A 16,239-nucleotide genomic window follows, 5' to 3' on the forward strand; every position below is an offset into this window, starting at 1 on the left:
AAGCAACAAAAGAATATGCGACAGCGGTCGCACTTGTCCGAGTGGCGGAATGGCAGACGCGCTAGCTTGAGGTGCTAGTGTCCTATTAACGGACGTGGGGGTTCAAGTCCCCCCTCGGACACCGTCTGAAAGATACAGACAGACAAAGATTTTCACAGATCTGAGTTGAGACAGACGAAACGGACCCTGATTCTTCGGAATCGGGGTCTTTTTCGTTCTGCACTCGCTCTTTCGGCTCGACCGGGCCGACGCTAGGAGACTGACGATGGACGCGATCGACCCCACCGATCTCGAGACGTGCCTGCGCGTGCTGCAGCAGGCCGCAGAGCTGGACAAGAACCATCCGGATTCGATCGCCGTGCAGCGCGCGTCCGGTGCCATGTTCAAAGATCTCAAGCGTGCTCGACGCGTCGCGGCGCGCAACGCCGTCAACGCGGCCGACCGTGCCGTCGTCGCCGCCACCGCAACAGGATCCCCGGACCGGATCGACGACGAGACCGCAGGCCTCTCCCTCACCTCCCGCGCCGAGGGAGACATCGCAGGCACGCTGATCAAGGCCCGCCCCTGCTACATCTGCAAGCAGCGGTACACCCACGTCGACTCGTTCTATCACCAGCTGTGCCCCGAGTGTGCGACGCTCAATCGCGGCAAGCGCAACGCTCGCACCGACCTGTCCGGTCGGCGGGCGCTGCTGACCGGTGGGCGCGCGAAGATCGGCATGTACATCGCACTTCGACTGCTCCGCGACGGTGCTCACACCACGATCACCACTCGCTTCCCCAACGATGCCGTACGTCGCTTCGCCGCGATGGACGACAGCGATCAGTGGCTGCACCGTCTGCGCGTCGTCGGTATCGATCTTCGCGATCCGGCTCAGGTTGTGGCCCTTGCCGATTCCGTCGCGGCCGAGGGACCTCTGGACATCCTGATCAACAACGCCGCACAGACCGTCAAGCGCTCCCCCGGTTCCTACAGCGCACTGGCCGATGCGGAAGCCGAACCGCTGCCCGCGGCCTTGACCGAGGGCGCAGGGCCGGAGCGCATCACGTTCGGCAAGACCAGCGATGCGCACCCCGCCTCGCTGGCGAGTTCGTTGCCCGCCACCGCGATCGGCGGCAGACCGGCCGCTGCCCTGAGCGCCGACGACGTGGCCTCGCTGGCGATGGTCGCCGGCTCAGTGACGGCCGAGAGGATCGAGAGCGGTCTCGCCATCGATGCCGGGGGTCTGGTACCAGATCTCGCCGAGACCAACAGCTGGATCCACACCGTCGAGCAGGTCGACCCGGTGGAACTGCTCGAGGTCCAGCTCTGCAATTCCGTCGCACCCTTCATCCTGGTCTCACGGCTACGTACCGCGATGGAGGCCTCGGAGGCACGACGCAAGTACGTCGTGAACGTCTCGGCCATGGAGGGCCAATTCGGCCGCGCCTACAAGGGGCCGGGGCATCCCCACACCAACATGGCCAAGGCCGCGCTGAACATGCTGACGCGCACCAGCGCGAAGGAGATGCTCGAGAGCGGAATCCTGATGACCGCCGTCGACACCGGCTGGATCACCGACGAACGACCGCACCCCACCAAGATGCGGCTCGCCGACGAAGGTTTCCACGCTCCACTCGACCTGGTGGACGGTGCCGCCCGGGTGTACGACCCGATCGTGCAGGGAGAGCTCGGAAACGATCTGTACGGCTCCTTCCTCAAGGACTACCAGCCGTCGCCCTGGTGATTTTCGCGTGCGTCCCCCTCGGTGAACGCGGACTGCGATACTCGTAACTCGAAGTCGTTGCGCGTGAGCGAACGGCCCTTCTTCACGCACCGATAGGCGGTCACCATGGGCGAGGACGTCGAGCGCCGTAAGTTCACCAGGCAGGACCGGCACGAGTTCCGCCAGAAGGTCCAGGACTGTCTCGATGCCCTGGCGGTCATGTTGGCCGACGAGACCTTCCACGTCGGTGAACCCCAGATCGGCATGGAAATCGAGCTCAATCTCGTCGACGACGACATGGAGCCGTCCATGGCCAACGCGGCGGTGCTCGACGCCATCGCCGACCCCGACTATCAAACCGAGCTCGGCCAGTTCAACATCGAGATCAACGTCGACCCTCGGCCACTGCGCGGTGCCTCGATCGCCGAGTTGGAGACGGACCTGCGCAGATCGCTGAATGCAGCGGACGAACGCGCCCGCACCTCGGGTAGTCGTCTCGCCATGATCGGCATGCTCCCGACTCTGGACGAGGAGCACTTCGAGCACCGGTGGCTCTCGGCGAATCCGCGCTACGACCTCCTCAACCAACAGATCTTCGCCGCTCGCGGCGAGGACATCGAACTGAAGATCGGCGGAGTTCGGCTGCCCGGTGCCGCTGCGGCCGAGGACCTCGACATCGTGACCGACACGATCCTGCCCGAGGCGGCCTGCACGTCGGTTCAGCTGCACCTCCAGGTGGCTCCGGACGAGTTCGCGTCGTATTGGAATGCAGCGCAAGCACTTTCGGGCGTACAGGTGGCACTCGCCGCGAACTCGCCGTTCTTCGCCGGTCGCGCGCTGTGGCACGAGACCCGTATTCCGTTGTTCGAGCAGGCCACCGACACCAGGCCGCAGGAGCTCAAGAATCAGGGAGTCAGACCACGGGTGTGGTTCGGCGAACGCTGGATCACCTCGATCTTCGATCTGTTCGAGGAGAATTCGCGCTACTTCCCTGCGTTGCTTCCCGTCTGCAGCGAGGAGGACCCCAAGGCTGCGCTGGCCGAGGGCAAGACACCGTCGCTGTCCGAACTGCGCATGCACAACGGAACCGTCTACCGGTGGAACCGGCCGATCTACGATCGGTCCGGCGACGGCCACCACATCAGGCTCGAGAATCGTGTACTCCCGGCCGGTCCGTCGGTGGTCGACACTCTCGCCGACGCGGCGTTCTACTACGGAACCGTCCGCGCACTGGCCGATGCAGACCGCCCGCTGTGGTCCCAGATGTCGTTCGACGCCGCCGAGGAGAACGTGCACTCTGCGGCCCGCGGCGGGTTCGATTCGATGCTCTATTGGCCCGAGGTGGGCTGGGTGAGTCCGCAGGAACTGGTGTTGCGTCGGCTGCTGCCACTGGCCGACGCCGGGCTGGCCGCCTACGGCGTGGACGCGACGGTCCGCGACCGCTATCTCGGGGTGATCGAAGCGCGGTGCCTGGCCAAGCAGTCCGGCTCGGTGTGGCAGCGCAACGCCGTCGTCGCCCGCGAACGCGCCGGTGAGAAGCGCGATAGAGCGCTTGCGGGAATGCTCGGTGATTACGTCACCCTCATGAATGCCGGAGAACCCGTGCACACCTGGACGAACTGACGGCGCGTCGACTCGCCGGGGTGACCCGCGTTAGTGTCGCTGGTATGAACTCGCCTGCATCCGACTCCCCCGATCGCACTCACGACATCGTCGTCTACGGCGTCACCGGCTTCGTCGGGAAATTGACGGCGAAATACCTCGCCGAGCACGCACCGGCCGACACCCGGATCGCTCTCGCAGGGCGCTCGACGTCCAAGGTGGAAGCCGCCAGGAAGGAACTGGGCTCCAGAGCTCAGCGGTGGCCCGTTCTCGAGGCCGACGCCACAGACGTCGCGTCGCTGCAGGCCATGGCCCGATCGACCCGAGTCGTCATCACCACGGTCGGTCCGTACGCCAAGTACGGCTTGGAACTGGCAACGGCATGCGCAGAGGCCGGGACGGATTACGTCGACCTCACGGGCGAGGTCCTGTTTGCCCGCGAGAGTATCGATACCAACCACGAGATCGCTCAGCGCACCGGGGCCCGCATCGTCCATTCGTGCGGCTTCGACTCCATCCCGTCCGACATCGGCGTACACGCCCTGTACGAGGCCGTCACGGCCGACAACGCGGGCGAGCTCACCGACACGACCCTGGTGGTCACGTCGATGTCCGGTGGGGTCAGCGGCGGCACCATCGACTCGCTTCGTGGGCAGATCGAGGCGATGAAGAAGGACAAGCGGGCCCGACGCATCGCCGCTCGGCCCTACTCGCTCAGTCCCGATCGCGGCCTCGAGCCGCAACTCGGCCGTCAGCTCGACACCGTGCTGATCGACGGCAAGAAGATCGACCCCAGCCTGCGTGGCTGGAAAGCCCCCTTCGTGATGGCCTCGTACAACACCCGAGTCGTGCGGCGTACCAACGCACTTCGCGACTGGGCGTACGGAAAGCAGTTCCGCTACAGCGAGGTGATGAGTGTCGGTTCGTCGTTCGCCAGCCCCGTCCTTGCCGGTGCACTGTCTGCGGGGCTGTTCGTCGGCGTGTCCGCGATGACTGTTCTTCCGGCCAAGGTGCTCGACCGCATTCTGCCCAAGCCGGGCACCGGCCCCAGTGAAAAAGCCCGAGAGAAGGGACATTTCACGGTCGACCTGTACACCCTCACAACCTCCGGCGCGCGCTACCGGGCGCGGGTCAAGGCTTCGGGCGACCCCGGCTACAAGGCCACCGCAGTGATGCTGGCGGAGTCGGCACTCGCGCTCGTGCACGGCGGCGACGCCTTGCCGAAGGCCAGCGGAGTTCTCACGCCCGCCACTGCGATCGGCGACGTCCTCGTGGACCGTCTCAATGCTGCCGGAATGGAGATCTGGGCCAAGCGAAACTGATCGACGGCGGCCGTTACGACCGCGGGGAGGCCGAGGAGACCTCGGAGTAGAGCTCCTTGGCTTCCTCGGTCGAGTCGACCTGTGGCGGTGAGCCTTCCAGAGGCTGAGTGGCCGACTCGCGCAGAAATCCGACGGCGACGAGGCCGACGAGACCGCTCACGACGAGGTAGTACGCAGGGATCATTGGGCTACCTGTTGCGCTGACCAACGCGGAGGTGACCAGAGGCGTGGTCCCTCCGAATATCGATACCGACAGATTGAACCCGATCGAGAGCGCCGCGTAGCGAATCCGGGTGGGAAATAGGGCCGGTAGGGTCGATGCGCTCGGTGCCGCGAAACACGCCAGAACGAGGCCGAGTAGCAGGCACGCGATCAGCGGCCCCATCCACCCGCTGCTGCGCAGCAACAAGAAGCAGGGTACGGCGAGAACGATCTGCCCGACGGCACCGAAGACGAACACCGGTTTGCGTCCGATTCGGTCGGTGAGCCTGCCGACGGCGACGATGACGCTCACCACGACGACCATCGCCGACAGGACGAGCAAGTCCGCACTGAGCTGACTGCGGCCGACGACTTCGGTGAAGTACGTGGGTAGATACGACGTCACCATGTAGTTGGTCACGTTGTACAGCAACACGATTCCCATGCAGATCAACAGCGCCCGCCAATGATCGGTGAAGATTTTTCCGATCGACCTGCGACCGCTCTCCTGCGCCTTGACCTTGTTGTCGTGTTCGTCGAGTTGTTTGCGGAACGCGGGCGTGTCTTCCAGCTTGAGTCGCAGGTACAGCCCGATCAGACCCATCGGACCTGCGACGAAGAACGGTATGCGCCAGCCCCATTCGACCATGGTGGCGTCGCCCAACACCGCGTTGAGGATCGTCACCAGGCCCGAGCCCATGGCGTAGCCGACGAAGGTACCGAAGTCGAGCCAGCTACCGAGAAACCCGCGACGCTTGTCCGGGGAGTACTCGGCGATGAACGTGGTGGCACCGCCGTACTCGCCGCCGGTCGAGAATCCTTGGACCAAGCGTGCGACGAGAAGAAGAATCGGTGCCCAGATACCGATGGTCGCGTAACTGGGGATGAGGCCGACGGCAAGCGTGCCGATCGCCATCATGATCATGGTAGCGGCCAACACCTTCTGCCGCCCGATTCGGTCCCCGAGCGGTCCGAAGAACAGACCTCCGAGCGGACGAACGACGAACGCTGCCGCGAACGTGGCGAACGTCGAGATGAGCTGCACCGCCGGGGTTGCGTCGGGGTAGAACACCTTGCCCAGAGTCGCGGCCAGGTAGCCGTACACACCGAAGTCGAACCACTCCATCGTGTTGCCGAGCGCAGCTGCCGAGACGGCACGCTTGAGCATCGGCTGATCGACCACAGTGATGCTCTCCTCCGAGAGCGCCGGCTTCGTGCGCATTCGTTTCGAGGACGCGTCGCGTCGAAGATGCTGGACGTGGCGGCGTCCCCACGTGGCCTGTTCTCGGCTGGATTCGAGACTGGGCGATGATGTCATTCGTTCAACGTTAGCCAGGCGAATGATCGGTTTTCAAACGACATCGGTGCAGATCGATGCACACACCTCCACGAATGCCCAGGTGAACAGGTGCGACGACGAATGTGCCACACCGCCTTGGCAATCGAGGCATTCCAGTCGATTCGGACAGCTGCTTCCGCGGCGGATTGTCACCGGACGGCTGGGTACTGGCACGATGGACCCGTGCCGAACCACAACTACGGACTCACGCTGAACTGGACGGGCAACCGCGGCGCCGGTACCACCGGTGCCGCAGCCTACGACCGCGATCACATCGTCTCGGCACCAGGGAAACCCGACCTCCACGCGAGCTCCGATCCGAGCTTTCGCGGCAATCCCGAACGCTGGAATCCCGAGGAGATGCTCGTCGCCTCGCTGTCCAGTTGCCACATGCTGTGGTACCTCGGGCTCGCCGCTGCATCGGGAGTGGTCGTCACCGACTACACCGACTCCCCCACCGGAGTGATGACCGAGCAATCCGACGGTTCGGGTCAGTTCGTCGAGGTCACCCTGGCTCCGGTCGTGACCGTCGTGGACCCGTCGATGGTGCCGCGCGCCGAGAAACTGCACGCGTCCGCGTCGTCGAAGTGCTTCATCGCGCGATCGGTCTACTTCCCGGTGCGGCACACCCCGACGACGGAGGTGGCGTCGTGACTGTCCCCTTGATCGTCGACGTGGACACCGGAATCGACGATTCTCTTGCCTTGCTGTATCTGCTGGCCAGCGAGGATGCCGAGATACTCGGCATCGCATCCACCGCGGGCAATGTTCCGGTGAACCAGGTGGCCGCGAACAATCTCGCCTGGCTGGACCTGTGCCGCGCGGGCGATGTCGAGGTCTCGCTCGGTGCGCAGGTGCCGCTCGTGGCACCGCTGATGACCACCGAGGACACCCACGGGCCGCAGGGCATCGGGTACGCGGAGCTTCCGGTGTCGTCGCGGCCGCTCTCCGACCGCGACGCCACCACGATGTGGGTGGAGCTGGTTCGTTCCCGTCCGGGCGAGATCACCGGGCTCGTGACCGGTCCGCTGACCAATCTCGCGCTGGCAATTCGCCGCGACCCCGAGCTACCTCGACTGCTGAAGCGACTGGTGTTGATGGGCGGAGCCTTTCAACACCAGGGCAACACGACACCGACCAGCGAATGGAACATCGCCGTGGACCCCGAGGCAGCCGCAGAAGTGTTCGCGGCCTTCTCCGGACTATCGCCGGAACAGCACCCCATCGTCTGCGCGCTCGACATCACCGAGACCATCGAGATGACCCCCGAACACATCCGTCGTTTGGCCGCGCGAGCGGAAAGCCTTCCATCCGAGGTGATCTCGCCCGACGACGCACCGGGTGTTCGATCGATCGCGTCGAACCCGATCGTGCGGCATTTCTCCGACGCGGTGCGGTTCTACATGGAATTCCATAGCGATCACGATCAGGGATTCCTGGCACACATGCACGATCCCTTCGCGGCAGCTGTCGCGTTGGATACCGATATCGCCACCTACCGTCATGCGACCGTCGACGTCGAACTGCTCGGAACCCTCACGCGGGGAACGACCGTCGCGGACTGGCGCGGCATGTGGGGCAAGGCCCCCAACGCCGCGATCGCCACGCACACCGATCCGGAGGCATTCTTCGACCGGCTGATCGAACGGGTCGGAGCGCTCGCCGCCCGGCTCTACCCCGCGACGCCGGCAGCCCAAGCAGATTCAGGAATCGAACGCGTCGAGTAGTTTCTGAGCGGCGAGCGCGGCGGTCAGCGAACCGTCGCGCACACGAGCTTCGACGTCGCCGCGAATGGCCTTGACGGATGGATTCTGCGCCAGCCTGCGCAGCAGTTGATCGTTGACCATGGTCCACGTCCAATCGACCTGCTGCTTGCGACGCTTCTCTGCGAATTCGCCTGCGTCGCTGAGTACTTGCTGGTGCCGAAGGACGGTGTCCCAGTACTCGTCGAGTCCGGTGCCCTCGATGGCACTCATCGTCAACACCGGGGGCTTCCAGATCGCGTCGTGCGGGTAGATCAGCCGCAGTGCTCCCGCCAACTCCCGCGCTGCGTTCTTCGCGTCGGTCGCGTGCTTGCCGTCGGCCTTGTTGACTGCGACCAGATCTGCGAGCTCGAGAACGCCCTTCTTGATGCCCTGCAACTGATCTCCGGTCCGCGCCAGCGTGAGGAACGTGAAACAGTCCACCATGTTCGCGACCGTCACCTCGGACTGCCCGACGCCCACCGTCTCCACCAGAATGACGTCGAAGCCTGCTGCTTCGAGCAAGACGATGGTCTCTCGCGTCGCACGTGCGACTCCGCCCAGAGTTCCCGACGTCGGAGACGGCCGGATGTACGCGTTCTTCTGCACCGCCAGACGCGACATCCGGGTCTTGTCTCCCAGGATGGAACCACCGGTACGCGTCGACGACGGATCGACCGCAAGCACCGCGACTCGGTGCCCCTTCTCGATCAACCGCATCCCCAGCGCGTCGATGAACGTCGACTTGCCGACGCCCGGCACTCCGGTGATGCCGACCCGATGGGAGCCGCCTGCATCGGGCAACACCCGAAGGAGCAACTGCTGCGCCAGATCGCGATGATCCGAGCGGGTGGACTCGACCAGGGTGATGGCACGCGCCAGCCCGGATCGTTCGTTCGCTCGGACCGACTCGGCCACCGCATCGATGTCGATGACGCGGCCTTTGTTCGGAGAGTTCATATTCAGGCGTTGGCCTCGCGCGGTGCATGCCCGAGCGCAACGGACAGCTTCTCCACCAGGCCGATCGCCGCGTCGGCGATGACGGTGCCCGGAGGGAAGATCGCCGCGGCACCCGCCGCGTAGAGCTCGTCGAAATCGCCGGGCGGGATGACGCCACCGACGACGATCATGATGTCCTCGCGCCCGACGTCGGCCAAGGCCTGCCGCAAGGCGGGCACCAGCGTCAGATGGCCTGCCGCCAGCGACGACACTCCCACGACGTGCACGTCGTTGTCGGCGGCCTGGCGGGCCACCTCCTCAGGGGTCTGGAACAGCGGGCCGACGTCGACGTCGAAGCCGATGTCCGCGAACGCCGTTGCGATGACCTTCTGGCCTCGGTCGTGCCCGTCCTGCCCCATCTTGCACACCAGGACACGAGGCCGACGGCCCTCGTCCTCGGCGAACTGCTCGACCAACGTGGTGGCGCGGGTGATGTTCTCGGATTTGCCTGCCTCGTCGCGGTACACACCACTGATTGTCCGGATTTCGGCCTGATGGCGCCCGTAGACCTTCTCGAGTGCATCGGAGATCTCGCCGACGGTGGCCATCTTGCGCGCCGCGTCGATGGCCAGAGCCAGTAGGTTGTTCTCCATCCCCGGCTGATCCGAGGCTGCAGCTCTGGTCAGGTTGGCAAGCGCGGCCTCGACCTCGGCGGTGTCCCGCTCGGCCCGCAGTCGTTCGAGCTTCTCGATCTGCTCACGCCGAACCTTGGAGTTCTCGACCTTGAGCACCTCGATGGTGTCGGGCTCGTCGGGCACGTACTTGTTGACGCCCACCAGGGGCTGACGGCCGGAGTCGATGCGCGCTTGGGTGCGGGCCGCCGCCTCCTCGATGCGCAGCTTGGGAATGCCCTCGCCGATGGCCTGAGCCATACCCCCTGCTTCTTCGACCTCGGCGATGTGTGCGCGAGCTCGATTCGCGAGCTGATGGGTGAGCCACTCGACGTAGTGCGAGCCGCCCCACGGGTCGATCGGTCGAACGGTGTTCGATTCCTGAGCGATGAGCAGCTGAGTGTTTCGAGCGATGCGCGCCGAGAAGTCCGTCGGCAGAGCAAGTGCCTCGTCCAGGGCGTTGGTGTGCAACGACTGGGTGTGGCCCTGGGTGGCCGCCATCGCCTCCACACAGGTACGCGCGACGTTGTTGAACACGTCCTGTGCCGTCAGGGACCAACCCGACGTCTGCGAATGAGTGCGCAGGGAACGGGATTTGGCGCTCGTGGGCTCGAATTGCTGGACGAGCTCGGCCCACAGCAGGCGTCCGGCCCGCAGCTTGGCGACCTCCATGAAGAAGTTCATTCCGATGGCCCAGAAGAACGACAGACGCGGCGCGAACGTGTCGATGTCCATGCCCGCATCCAGACCGGCCCGGATGTACTCGACACCGTCCGCGAGGGTGTAGGCAAGCTCGAGATCGGCTGTGGCACCGGCCTCTTGGATGTGGTAGCCGGAGATGGAGATCGAGTTGTACTTGGGCATCTTTTCGCTGGTGTACGCGAAGATGTCCGAGATGATGCGCATCGACGGCTTCGGTGGATAGATGTAGGTGTTGCGCACCATGAACTCTTTGAGAATGTCGTTCTGAATGGTGCCGGCGAGTTTCTCCGGCCCGACGCCCTGCTCCTCGGCGGCCGCGACGTACAGCGCCAGGATCGGCAGCACCGCACCGTTCATGGTCATCGAGACCGAGACGCTGCCCAGGTCGATGCCGTCGAACAGTTGCCGCATGTCGTAGATGGAATCGATGGCGACTCCGGCCATTCCGACGTCGCCCTGCACGCGCGGATGATCGGAGTCGTACCCGCGGTGAGTGGCCAGGTCGAACGCAACCGACAGGCCTTTCTGGCCGGCCGCGAGGTTCCGGCGATAGAAGGCGTTGGACTCGGCTGCGGTGGAGAAGCCGGCGTACTGGCGGATCGTCCACGGCTGATTGACGTACATCGTGGGGTACGGCCCGCGGAGGAACGGCGGGGCACCCGGGTAGCTGTGCAGCGGGTAGCCCTCGGCCTCGGCGGCCGCGCGATCGGCCTCGGTGAACACCGGCTTGACGTCGATGCCCTCCGGGGTGGACCACACCACCTGCTCGGGGGTGTAGAAGTTGGCCTTCGCACCCTGCTGCACATGGGCGGCGACGTCCTCGGCCGACGGCGGCGTCGGCGTCGGCTCGTCGGGATCGACCAGGGGCACGTCGGCGAAACTGCCGATGGTGTGTGAGGTTCGGTTCTCGTCGGTCGTCACTTCGAGGCTCCCAGGGTGTCGAGAAGTTCGGTCAGCACGGCGACGGCGTCGACCTTCGCGGTGAGGAATCCATCGGGACGCGAGGTTCCCTCGATGCCGGCGAAGATCTTCTCGGGGCCGGCGAGCAGAACCTGCGTGACGCCTGCGGCCCGGAGCGCGTCCACGGCAGTGGCGGCCTCGTCGGCGTATCGCTTGTCGGTGCCGCACACGACGGCTATCCGAGCTCCGGACGTCTCGACCGATCCGGCGATACCGTCGACGGTCAGCGGGCCGGGATTGACGGCCTCGATTCCGCCCGACGCCAACAGGTTCGACGCGAACGTCGTTCGGACGTTGTGTTCGGCGACGCTGCCCAGCGGGACCAGTAGCACTGCGGGGCGAGAATCGTGCTCGGCCAGAAAGGCATCCGAACGGTCTCGCAGCGTCTCGAATGCCCGTCCGTACCGATACACCGTTGCCGGGCCCTGCTGCGCGGTTTGTTCGGGGCTCAGTGCAGCCTCGGCCAGGTTGGGAAATTCGTTGACGCCGGTCAGCGGGGTCAGTCGGTGCGCGACGTCGGAATCGCGTTCGGCGCGGGTCTTCTCGATCGCGGCCACGAGCGAACCGTCGTCGACGGCGGCCCGGAATCCGCCCGACGCTTCGATGGTCTGGAAGAACTCCCAGGCCTTCGCGGCGACCGCCGACGTCAGCTCCTCGATGTACCAGGACCCGGCACCGGGATCCAGAACCCGCCCGAGATGCGCTTCTTCGAGCAGCAACAGCTGGGTGTTCCTGGCGATGCGGGCCGCGAACGTCTTCGACACGCCGGCTGCGCCGCCGCCCAGTGCCGCGTCGAACGGCAGCACGGTCACCGAGTCGGCACCGCCCACTCCCGCACCGAACGACGCCAGGGTGGTCCGGAGCATGTTCACCCATGGATCCCGCTGCGACATCATCGCTTCCGAGGTCACCGCATGCTGAGGAGCATCACCGGCGTCGGGCGCCCCGCACACCTGCGCGATCCGCGCCCACAGCGTGCGAGCGGCCCTGAACTTCGCGATGGTCTGGAACTGATCGTCGGTGGCGGCGAACCGGAACTCGATCTGTCGGAGCGCATCCGAGATGTCGATACCGGCGTCGGTCATGGACCGGAGGTACTCGAGGCCTGCGGCGATCGCCGCGCCGATCTCCTGCGCGTCACCGCCACCGAGATTGTGGAACACGGTGCCCTCGACCGTGATCGTACGAACCGTCTCGGCGCGGCCGATCGACTCGCGAACCAACTCGAGCGCCTCGGCCAACTCGATCGACTCGGCTGCGCCCAACCCCGCTGTGAGTGTGGACACGCCGAGCCGGACATCGACCGCGGCGCGATCGTCGATATCGGCCGAATCGAGCACCCCGAACACCGCGGTGGCCGCTGCGCGAACATCCGCGCGCGCATCGAGCGTGAGCGGTGCGAGCTCGAGAAACACCCCACGCAGTACCTCCGGCAGAGCAGTCGGATCGACGCCACCGCCGCCGACCGTCAACCACAGGGCACTGGTGCCGTTGGAGAGGGAATCGAGTATCTGGGTATTGAGCGTCGACGCGTCATCGGCTGCATCACCGAGCGAGCCGTGGCGGGTGCACACCTTCCAACCGGCGTTGACGTCGCGATGCGGGTCGCGGCCCCGCAGGTAGGGAAACTGCCCGGGCAGCGGACCTTCCGGTCGCTCGTCGAACGCGGTGTACAACGGGGACACCGTGATGTCGTCGTACGTCGTGGAATCGAGAAGATGCTCGGCATCGGCGGGCAGATCGGCCACCTCGACCCGACGGGATTTGGCCAGAACACCGGCCACTGCCTTCTGCCAGGCCGCATGAGCGCTGCGTGCGGCATCTTCGTGCGACGCGATGGACACGTGTGCTGCTCCCTCGGTTCGGCGGGTAGTCCTGCACCCGACTTGAAGTGATGCTAACCCCAGCTCCTTGCAGGCTATCGTGAGGATCACCTCACGTTCGGTCGTGCGGCTCGGCCCTCCGACTCGGTGAAACCGAGTCTGTCACCTCGCGCCGGTACGCTGACCTCTCGTGACCCGGCACCTGCGCGACCTCCGACTGATCGCGCTGTTGGCGGTGATCGTCGTGTTCGCTCTGGTGGCCGTGTTCGCGCCCCATCCGAGTGTCGAGCAGATTCGTGATTGGGGCACCTCCGTCGGCCCGGCGTTCCCGCTCGTGTTCTTCTGCGTGCACGCGATCGTGACCGTTGCCCCGGTCCCGAGGACCCTGTTCACGCTCAGTGCAGGAGTGCTGTTCGGGCCGCTGACCGGTCTGGCGGTGACGATCGGAGCCTCGACGGTCAGCGCGATTCTGGCCCTGCTGCTGGTTCGCGCGATCGGTCGGGATGCTGTGGCAGCGCGGATGTCGCATTCGGCCCTCGATTCGATCGACGACAGCCTGCGCCGACGCGGTTGGCTGGCTGTCGGCTCCCTGCGCCTGATCGCCCCGGTGCCGTTCTCGCTGGTGAACTACGCCTGCGGCGTGTCGGCGGTTCGTCCCGGTCCGTTCACCCTCGCCACCGCCGTCGGAATGCTGCCCGGCACCCTCGGAATCGTCGTGATCGGCGGAGCGATCGGAGGCGAGACGCATCCAGCACTGTTGGTTCTGTCTGCGGTCTGCATCGCCGTCGGTCTGAGCGGTTTGGTGGTGGATTGGCGTCTGTCGCGTAGCGCGCGATCCGCGCCCGTATCCGTGAGCGGGCCGACAACGTCGGAACCTTGACTACCAGGAATCAAGTTATGAAGCTTGACTACGTCAAATCAATGTTCTAGCCTTGTCTCATGTTCGTGCTGACCGTGGATCAACGCCGCAGCCGACGCGATATCGATCGCGTACCCGACCTGCTCGAGCACTATCGCGCACACCAGCTGGTTCGCCCCTTCGATCGCACCGCAGGCGACGAAGTACAAGCCGTCTGCGAGGACGCAGCCACCGTGGTCTCGATAGCTCTCGAACTGGTCGCCACCCCGCACTGGAGCGTGGGAATCGGTATCGGGTCCGTGGAACTCCCGCTACCGGAAACAACGCGGGCAGGTCGCGGACCGGCGTTCGAAGCCGCCCGAGATGCTGTGACCAGAGCCAAGAATGCCCCTGCCGCACTCGCGGTCAGCGGCCCCGAATCCGCGGCCGCCGAGGATGCGGAGACCGCTTCGACCCTGGTTGCCCTCCTCGTCAATCGACGATCGGACCAGGGGCGAGAAGCAGTTGCACTGATGGAGCGCGGGCTGACGCAGACCGAGGCCGCCGAACAATTGAAGATCAGCAAACAAGCGATGTCACAACGACTCTCGGTCGCGGGCTGGCACATCGAGAGCGCAGGCCGCACCCTGGCCACCCGACTGCTCGAGACAGCCGACGGAACAGGAAGCCACCGGTCATGATCGTCGCCACCCTCGTCCTGCTCGCACTGTCTGCAGTTGCCGCTACCGTCCCCACCGCAGACGGCGTCCGCCGGTGGCTGCCCACCGCGGTCGCGTCGAGCCTGCTCGCCGCAGCCGCAATCCTGGCAACCATGGCCGGGCCGGCCTACGGTCTCGGGCATGCCGTCGGAGTCGTCCTCAGCGTTGTCGCTGCAGCCGCGGGAGGGACGGCATCGGTACCGACGGTGTTCCGAGTCGCACGACGACGTAGCGACTCCACCGGAGGTGATCCGGTAGAGCCGCTACGTGGTGGATTGACGATCGGCGTTCTCGAACGCGTGGCCGTTGCAGTGTCGATCCTCGCCGGCTGGCCGGAAGGCATCGCCGTCGTACTGGCAGTCAAGGGACTTGCGCGTTATCCCGAACTGCGCGAATCACATGCCTCCGAACAATTCATCATCGGAACCTTCGCCAGCGTCCTGTGGGCGCTCGCCGCAGCCGGAGTAGGCACCGCGCTGATCACGTGATCAGCGCTGTTCCGGCTCTGCCTCCGGTGACGCCGACAGGGCACCGACGTCGAAACCCTTCGATAGCTCGGGTGCGGACGCCAACGACGTGTCGACCGGCTTGCGCGCCACCGCTTCTGCAGCCTTGACCGCCTCGGCGACCGCCGGATCCGTCTTGGTCTCGAACCACTCGGCAACCTCGTCCGAGTCGTCCTCCGGCTTGGGCTCGTTGCCGGCCGATTCGTTGGGCTCGTACCGGAACACACCGTCCTCGCCGGGCGCACCGAGTGTCTTGGCGAAGCCCTTGAGCGCATCGCCGAAATCGCTCGGAATCATCCACACCTTGTTCGCATCGCCCTGCGCCATCTGCGGCAGCGTCTGCATGTACTGGTAGGCCAGCAACTCCGGTGTCGGCTTACCGGCCTTGATGGCACCGAACACCTTCTCGATGGCCTTGGCCTGGCCCTGAGCTTCGAGGTACTTCGCAGCTCGATCACCCTGTGCCCGCAGGATGCGCGACTGCCGCTCACCCTCGGCGGTGAGAATGGATGCCTGCTTGCCACCCTCGGCTGCAAGAATTCGACTCTGCTTGTCGCCCTCGGCCGTCTTGATCGCCGATTCACGATGACCTTCGGCGGTGAGGATGGTCGCTCGCTTCTCGCGATCGGCCTTCATCTGCTTCTCCATCGACTCCTGGATGGAGGGCGGCGGATCGATGCTCTTGAGCTCGACTCGGGCCACGCGCAGGCCCCAGCGTCCGGTCGCCTCGTCCAGCACGATGCGAAGTTGTCCGTTGATCGAGTCGCGCGAGGTGAGGGTCTCTTCCAACGTCATTCCGCCGACGACGTTACGCAGAGTGGTGGTGGTCAGCTGCTCGACGCCGACGATGTAGTTGTTGATCTCGTACACGGCCGATTGCGGGTTGGTCACCTGAAAGTAGACGACGGTGTCGATGGACACGGTCAGGTTGTCCTTGGTGATCACCGGCTGCGGCGGAAACGACACGACCCGCTCACGCAGGTCGACCTTGGCGCGGATGCGGTCGACGAACGGCACGAGGAACGTGAGCTGTCCGGACACGGTGCGGGTGTAGCGGCCGAGTCGCTCGATGACGGCAGCTTCGGCCTGCGGGACGATCGAGATGGACTTGGCCATCAACACCGCGACGAACGCGACGATGACGGCCAGTGCGATAAGTGCTTCCACTGG

The 16,239-nt window shown here is 65.3% G+C and carries 13 protein-coding genes and 1 tRNA gene; 9 read left to right on the plus strand and 5 right to left on the minus strand.

Translation table 11 applies throughout. The features are described 5' to 3' along the window. Nucleotides 1-35: 35 nt before the first annotated feature. From MTX35_RS00335 to MTX35_RS00350, 4 genes are all read left to right on the plus strand, one after another. Nucleotides 36-121 (plus strand) — tRNA-Leu (locus MTX35_RS00335). A gap of 144 nt (nt 122-265) precedes the next feature. Next, on the plus strand, nt 266-1,726 hold the full coding sequence (locus MTX35_RS00340; RefSeq protein ID WP_243593067.1) for an SDR family NAD(P)-dependent oxidoreductase: 1,461 nt from the start codon (nt 266-268) through the stop codon (nt 1,724-1,726). A 105-nt stretch (nt 1,727-1,831) separates the two neighbouring features. Continuing rightward, on the plus strand, nt 1,832-3,328 hold the full coding sequence (locus MTX35_RS00345) for a glutamate-cysteine ligase family protein (protein WP_037189336.1): 1,497 nt from the start codon (nt 1,832-1,834) through the stop codon (nt 3,326-3,328). A gap of 44 nt (nt 3,329-3,372) precedes the next feature. Further along, on the plus strand, nt 3,373-4,629 hold the full coding sequence (locus tag MTX35_RS00350) for a trans-acting enoyl reductase family protein (RefSeq protein WP_243593068.1): 1,257 nt from the start codon (nt 3,373-3,375) through the stop codon (nt 4,627-4,629). A gap of 13 nt (nt 4,630-4,642) precedes the next feature. Here MTX35_RS00350 and proP read toward each other — a convergent pair whose 3' ends face one another. Next, nucleotides 4,643-6,148 (minus strand): glycine betaine/L-proline transporter ProP, encoded by a 1,506-nt coding sequence (gene proP / locus MTX35_RS00355; protein ID WP_243593069.1) that lies wholly within the window; start codon nt 6,146-6,148, stop codon nt 4,643-4,645. Between the two features lie 204 nt (nt 6,149-6,352). Between proP and MTX35_RS00360 the strand changes: the two genes are divergently transcribed. Both MTX35_RS00360 and MTX35_RS00365 read left to right on the plus strand, forming a co-directional pair. Continuing rightward, nucleotides 6,353-6,823, plus strand: a complete 471-nt coding sequence (locus MTX35_RS00360) for an OsmC family protein (protein ID WP_243593070.1) — start codon at nt 6,353-6,355, stop codon at nt 6,821-6,823. Continuing rightward, nucleotides 6,820-7,896, plus strand: coding sequence for a nucleoside hydrolase (locus MTX35_RS00365; RefSeq protein ID WP_243593071.1), 1,077 nt, complete (start codon nt 6,820-6,822; stop codon nt 7,894-7,896). The genes MTX35_RS00360 and MTX35_RS00365 overlap by 4 nt, the downstream gene beginning before the upstream one ends. On the opposite strand, the gene meaB is transcribed toward MTX35_RS00365, so the two are convergent. Genes meaB through MTX35_RS00380 form a run of 3 tightly spaced genes read right to left on the minus strand, consistent with a single transcriptional unit; the run spans nt 7,873 to nt 13,027 of the window. Continuing rightward, nucleotides 7,873-8,871 (minus strand): methylmalonyl Co-A mutase-associated GTPase MeaB, encoded by a 999-nt coding sequence (gene meaB, locus MTX35_RS00370; RefSeq protein ID WP_243593072.1) that lies wholly within the window; start codon nt 8,869-8,871, stop codon nt 7,873-7,875. The two genes, MTX35_RS00365 and meaB, sit on opposite strands and share 24 nt — an antisense overlap. A 2-nt stretch (nt 8,872-8,873) precedes the next feature. Continuing rightward, a complete protein-coding gene (gene scpA / locus MTX35_RS00375) occupies nt 8,874-11,144 on the minus strand; it encodes a methylmalonyl-CoA mutase (protein WP_243593073.1) in 2,271 nt (756 codons plus the stop codon). Further along, a complete protein-coding gene (locus MTX35_RS00380; RefSeq protein ID WP_243593074.1) occupies nt 11,141-13,027 on the minus strand; it encodes a methylmalonyl-CoA mutase family protein in 1,887 nt (628 codons plus the stop codon). The genes scpA and MTX35_RS00380 overlap by 4 nt, the downstream gene beginning before the upstream one ends. A gap of 169 nt (nt 13,028-13,196) precedes the next feature. On the opposite strand from MTX35_RS00380, the gene MTX35_RS00385 reads away from it, so the two are divergent. Genes MTX35_RS00385 through MTX35_RS00395 form a run of 3 tightly spaced genes read left to right on the plus strand, consistent with a single transcriptional unit; the run spans nt 13,197 to nt 15,051 of the window. After that, a complete protein-coding gene (locus MTX35_RS00385; protein ID WP_243593075.1) occupies nt 13,197-13,886 on the plus strand; it encodes a TVP38/TMEM64 family protein in 690 nt (229 codons plus the stop codon). A gap of 59 nt (nt 13,887-13,945) precedes the next feature. Further along, on the plus strand, nt 13,946-14,545 hold the full coding sequence (locus MTX35_RS00390) for a SatD family protein (protein ID WP_243593076.1): 600 nt from the start codon (nt 13,946-13,948) through the stop codon (nt 14,543-14,545). Beyond that, the gene (locus tag MTX35_RS00395; protein WP_243593077.1) at nt 14,542-15,051 is read left to right on the plus strand and encodes a hypothetical protein; all 510 of its coding nucleotides are present in this window, start codon (nt 14,542-14,544) and stop codon (nt 15,049-15,051) included. The genes MTX35_RS00390 and MTX35_RS00395 overlap by 4 nt, the downstream gene beginning before the upstream one ends. Here the strand turns inward: MTX35_RS00395 and MTX35_RS00400 are convergent, their stop codons facing one another. Next, nucleotides 15,052-16,236 carry an SPFH domain-containing protein gene (locus tag MTX35_RS00400; RefSeq protein WP_243593078.1) on the minus strand — a complete coding sequence of 395 codons (1,185 nt, stop codon included), beginning with the start codon at nt 16,234-16,236 and terminating at the stop codon, nt 15,052-15,054. Nucleotides 16,237-16,239 lie beyond the last annotated feature (3 nt).

The organism is Rhodococcus sp. ARC_M12, from assembly GCF_022810385.1.
GTDB lineage: Bacteria > Actinomycetota > Actinomycetes > Mycobacteriales > Mycobacteriaceae > Rhodococcoides > Rhodococcoides navarretei.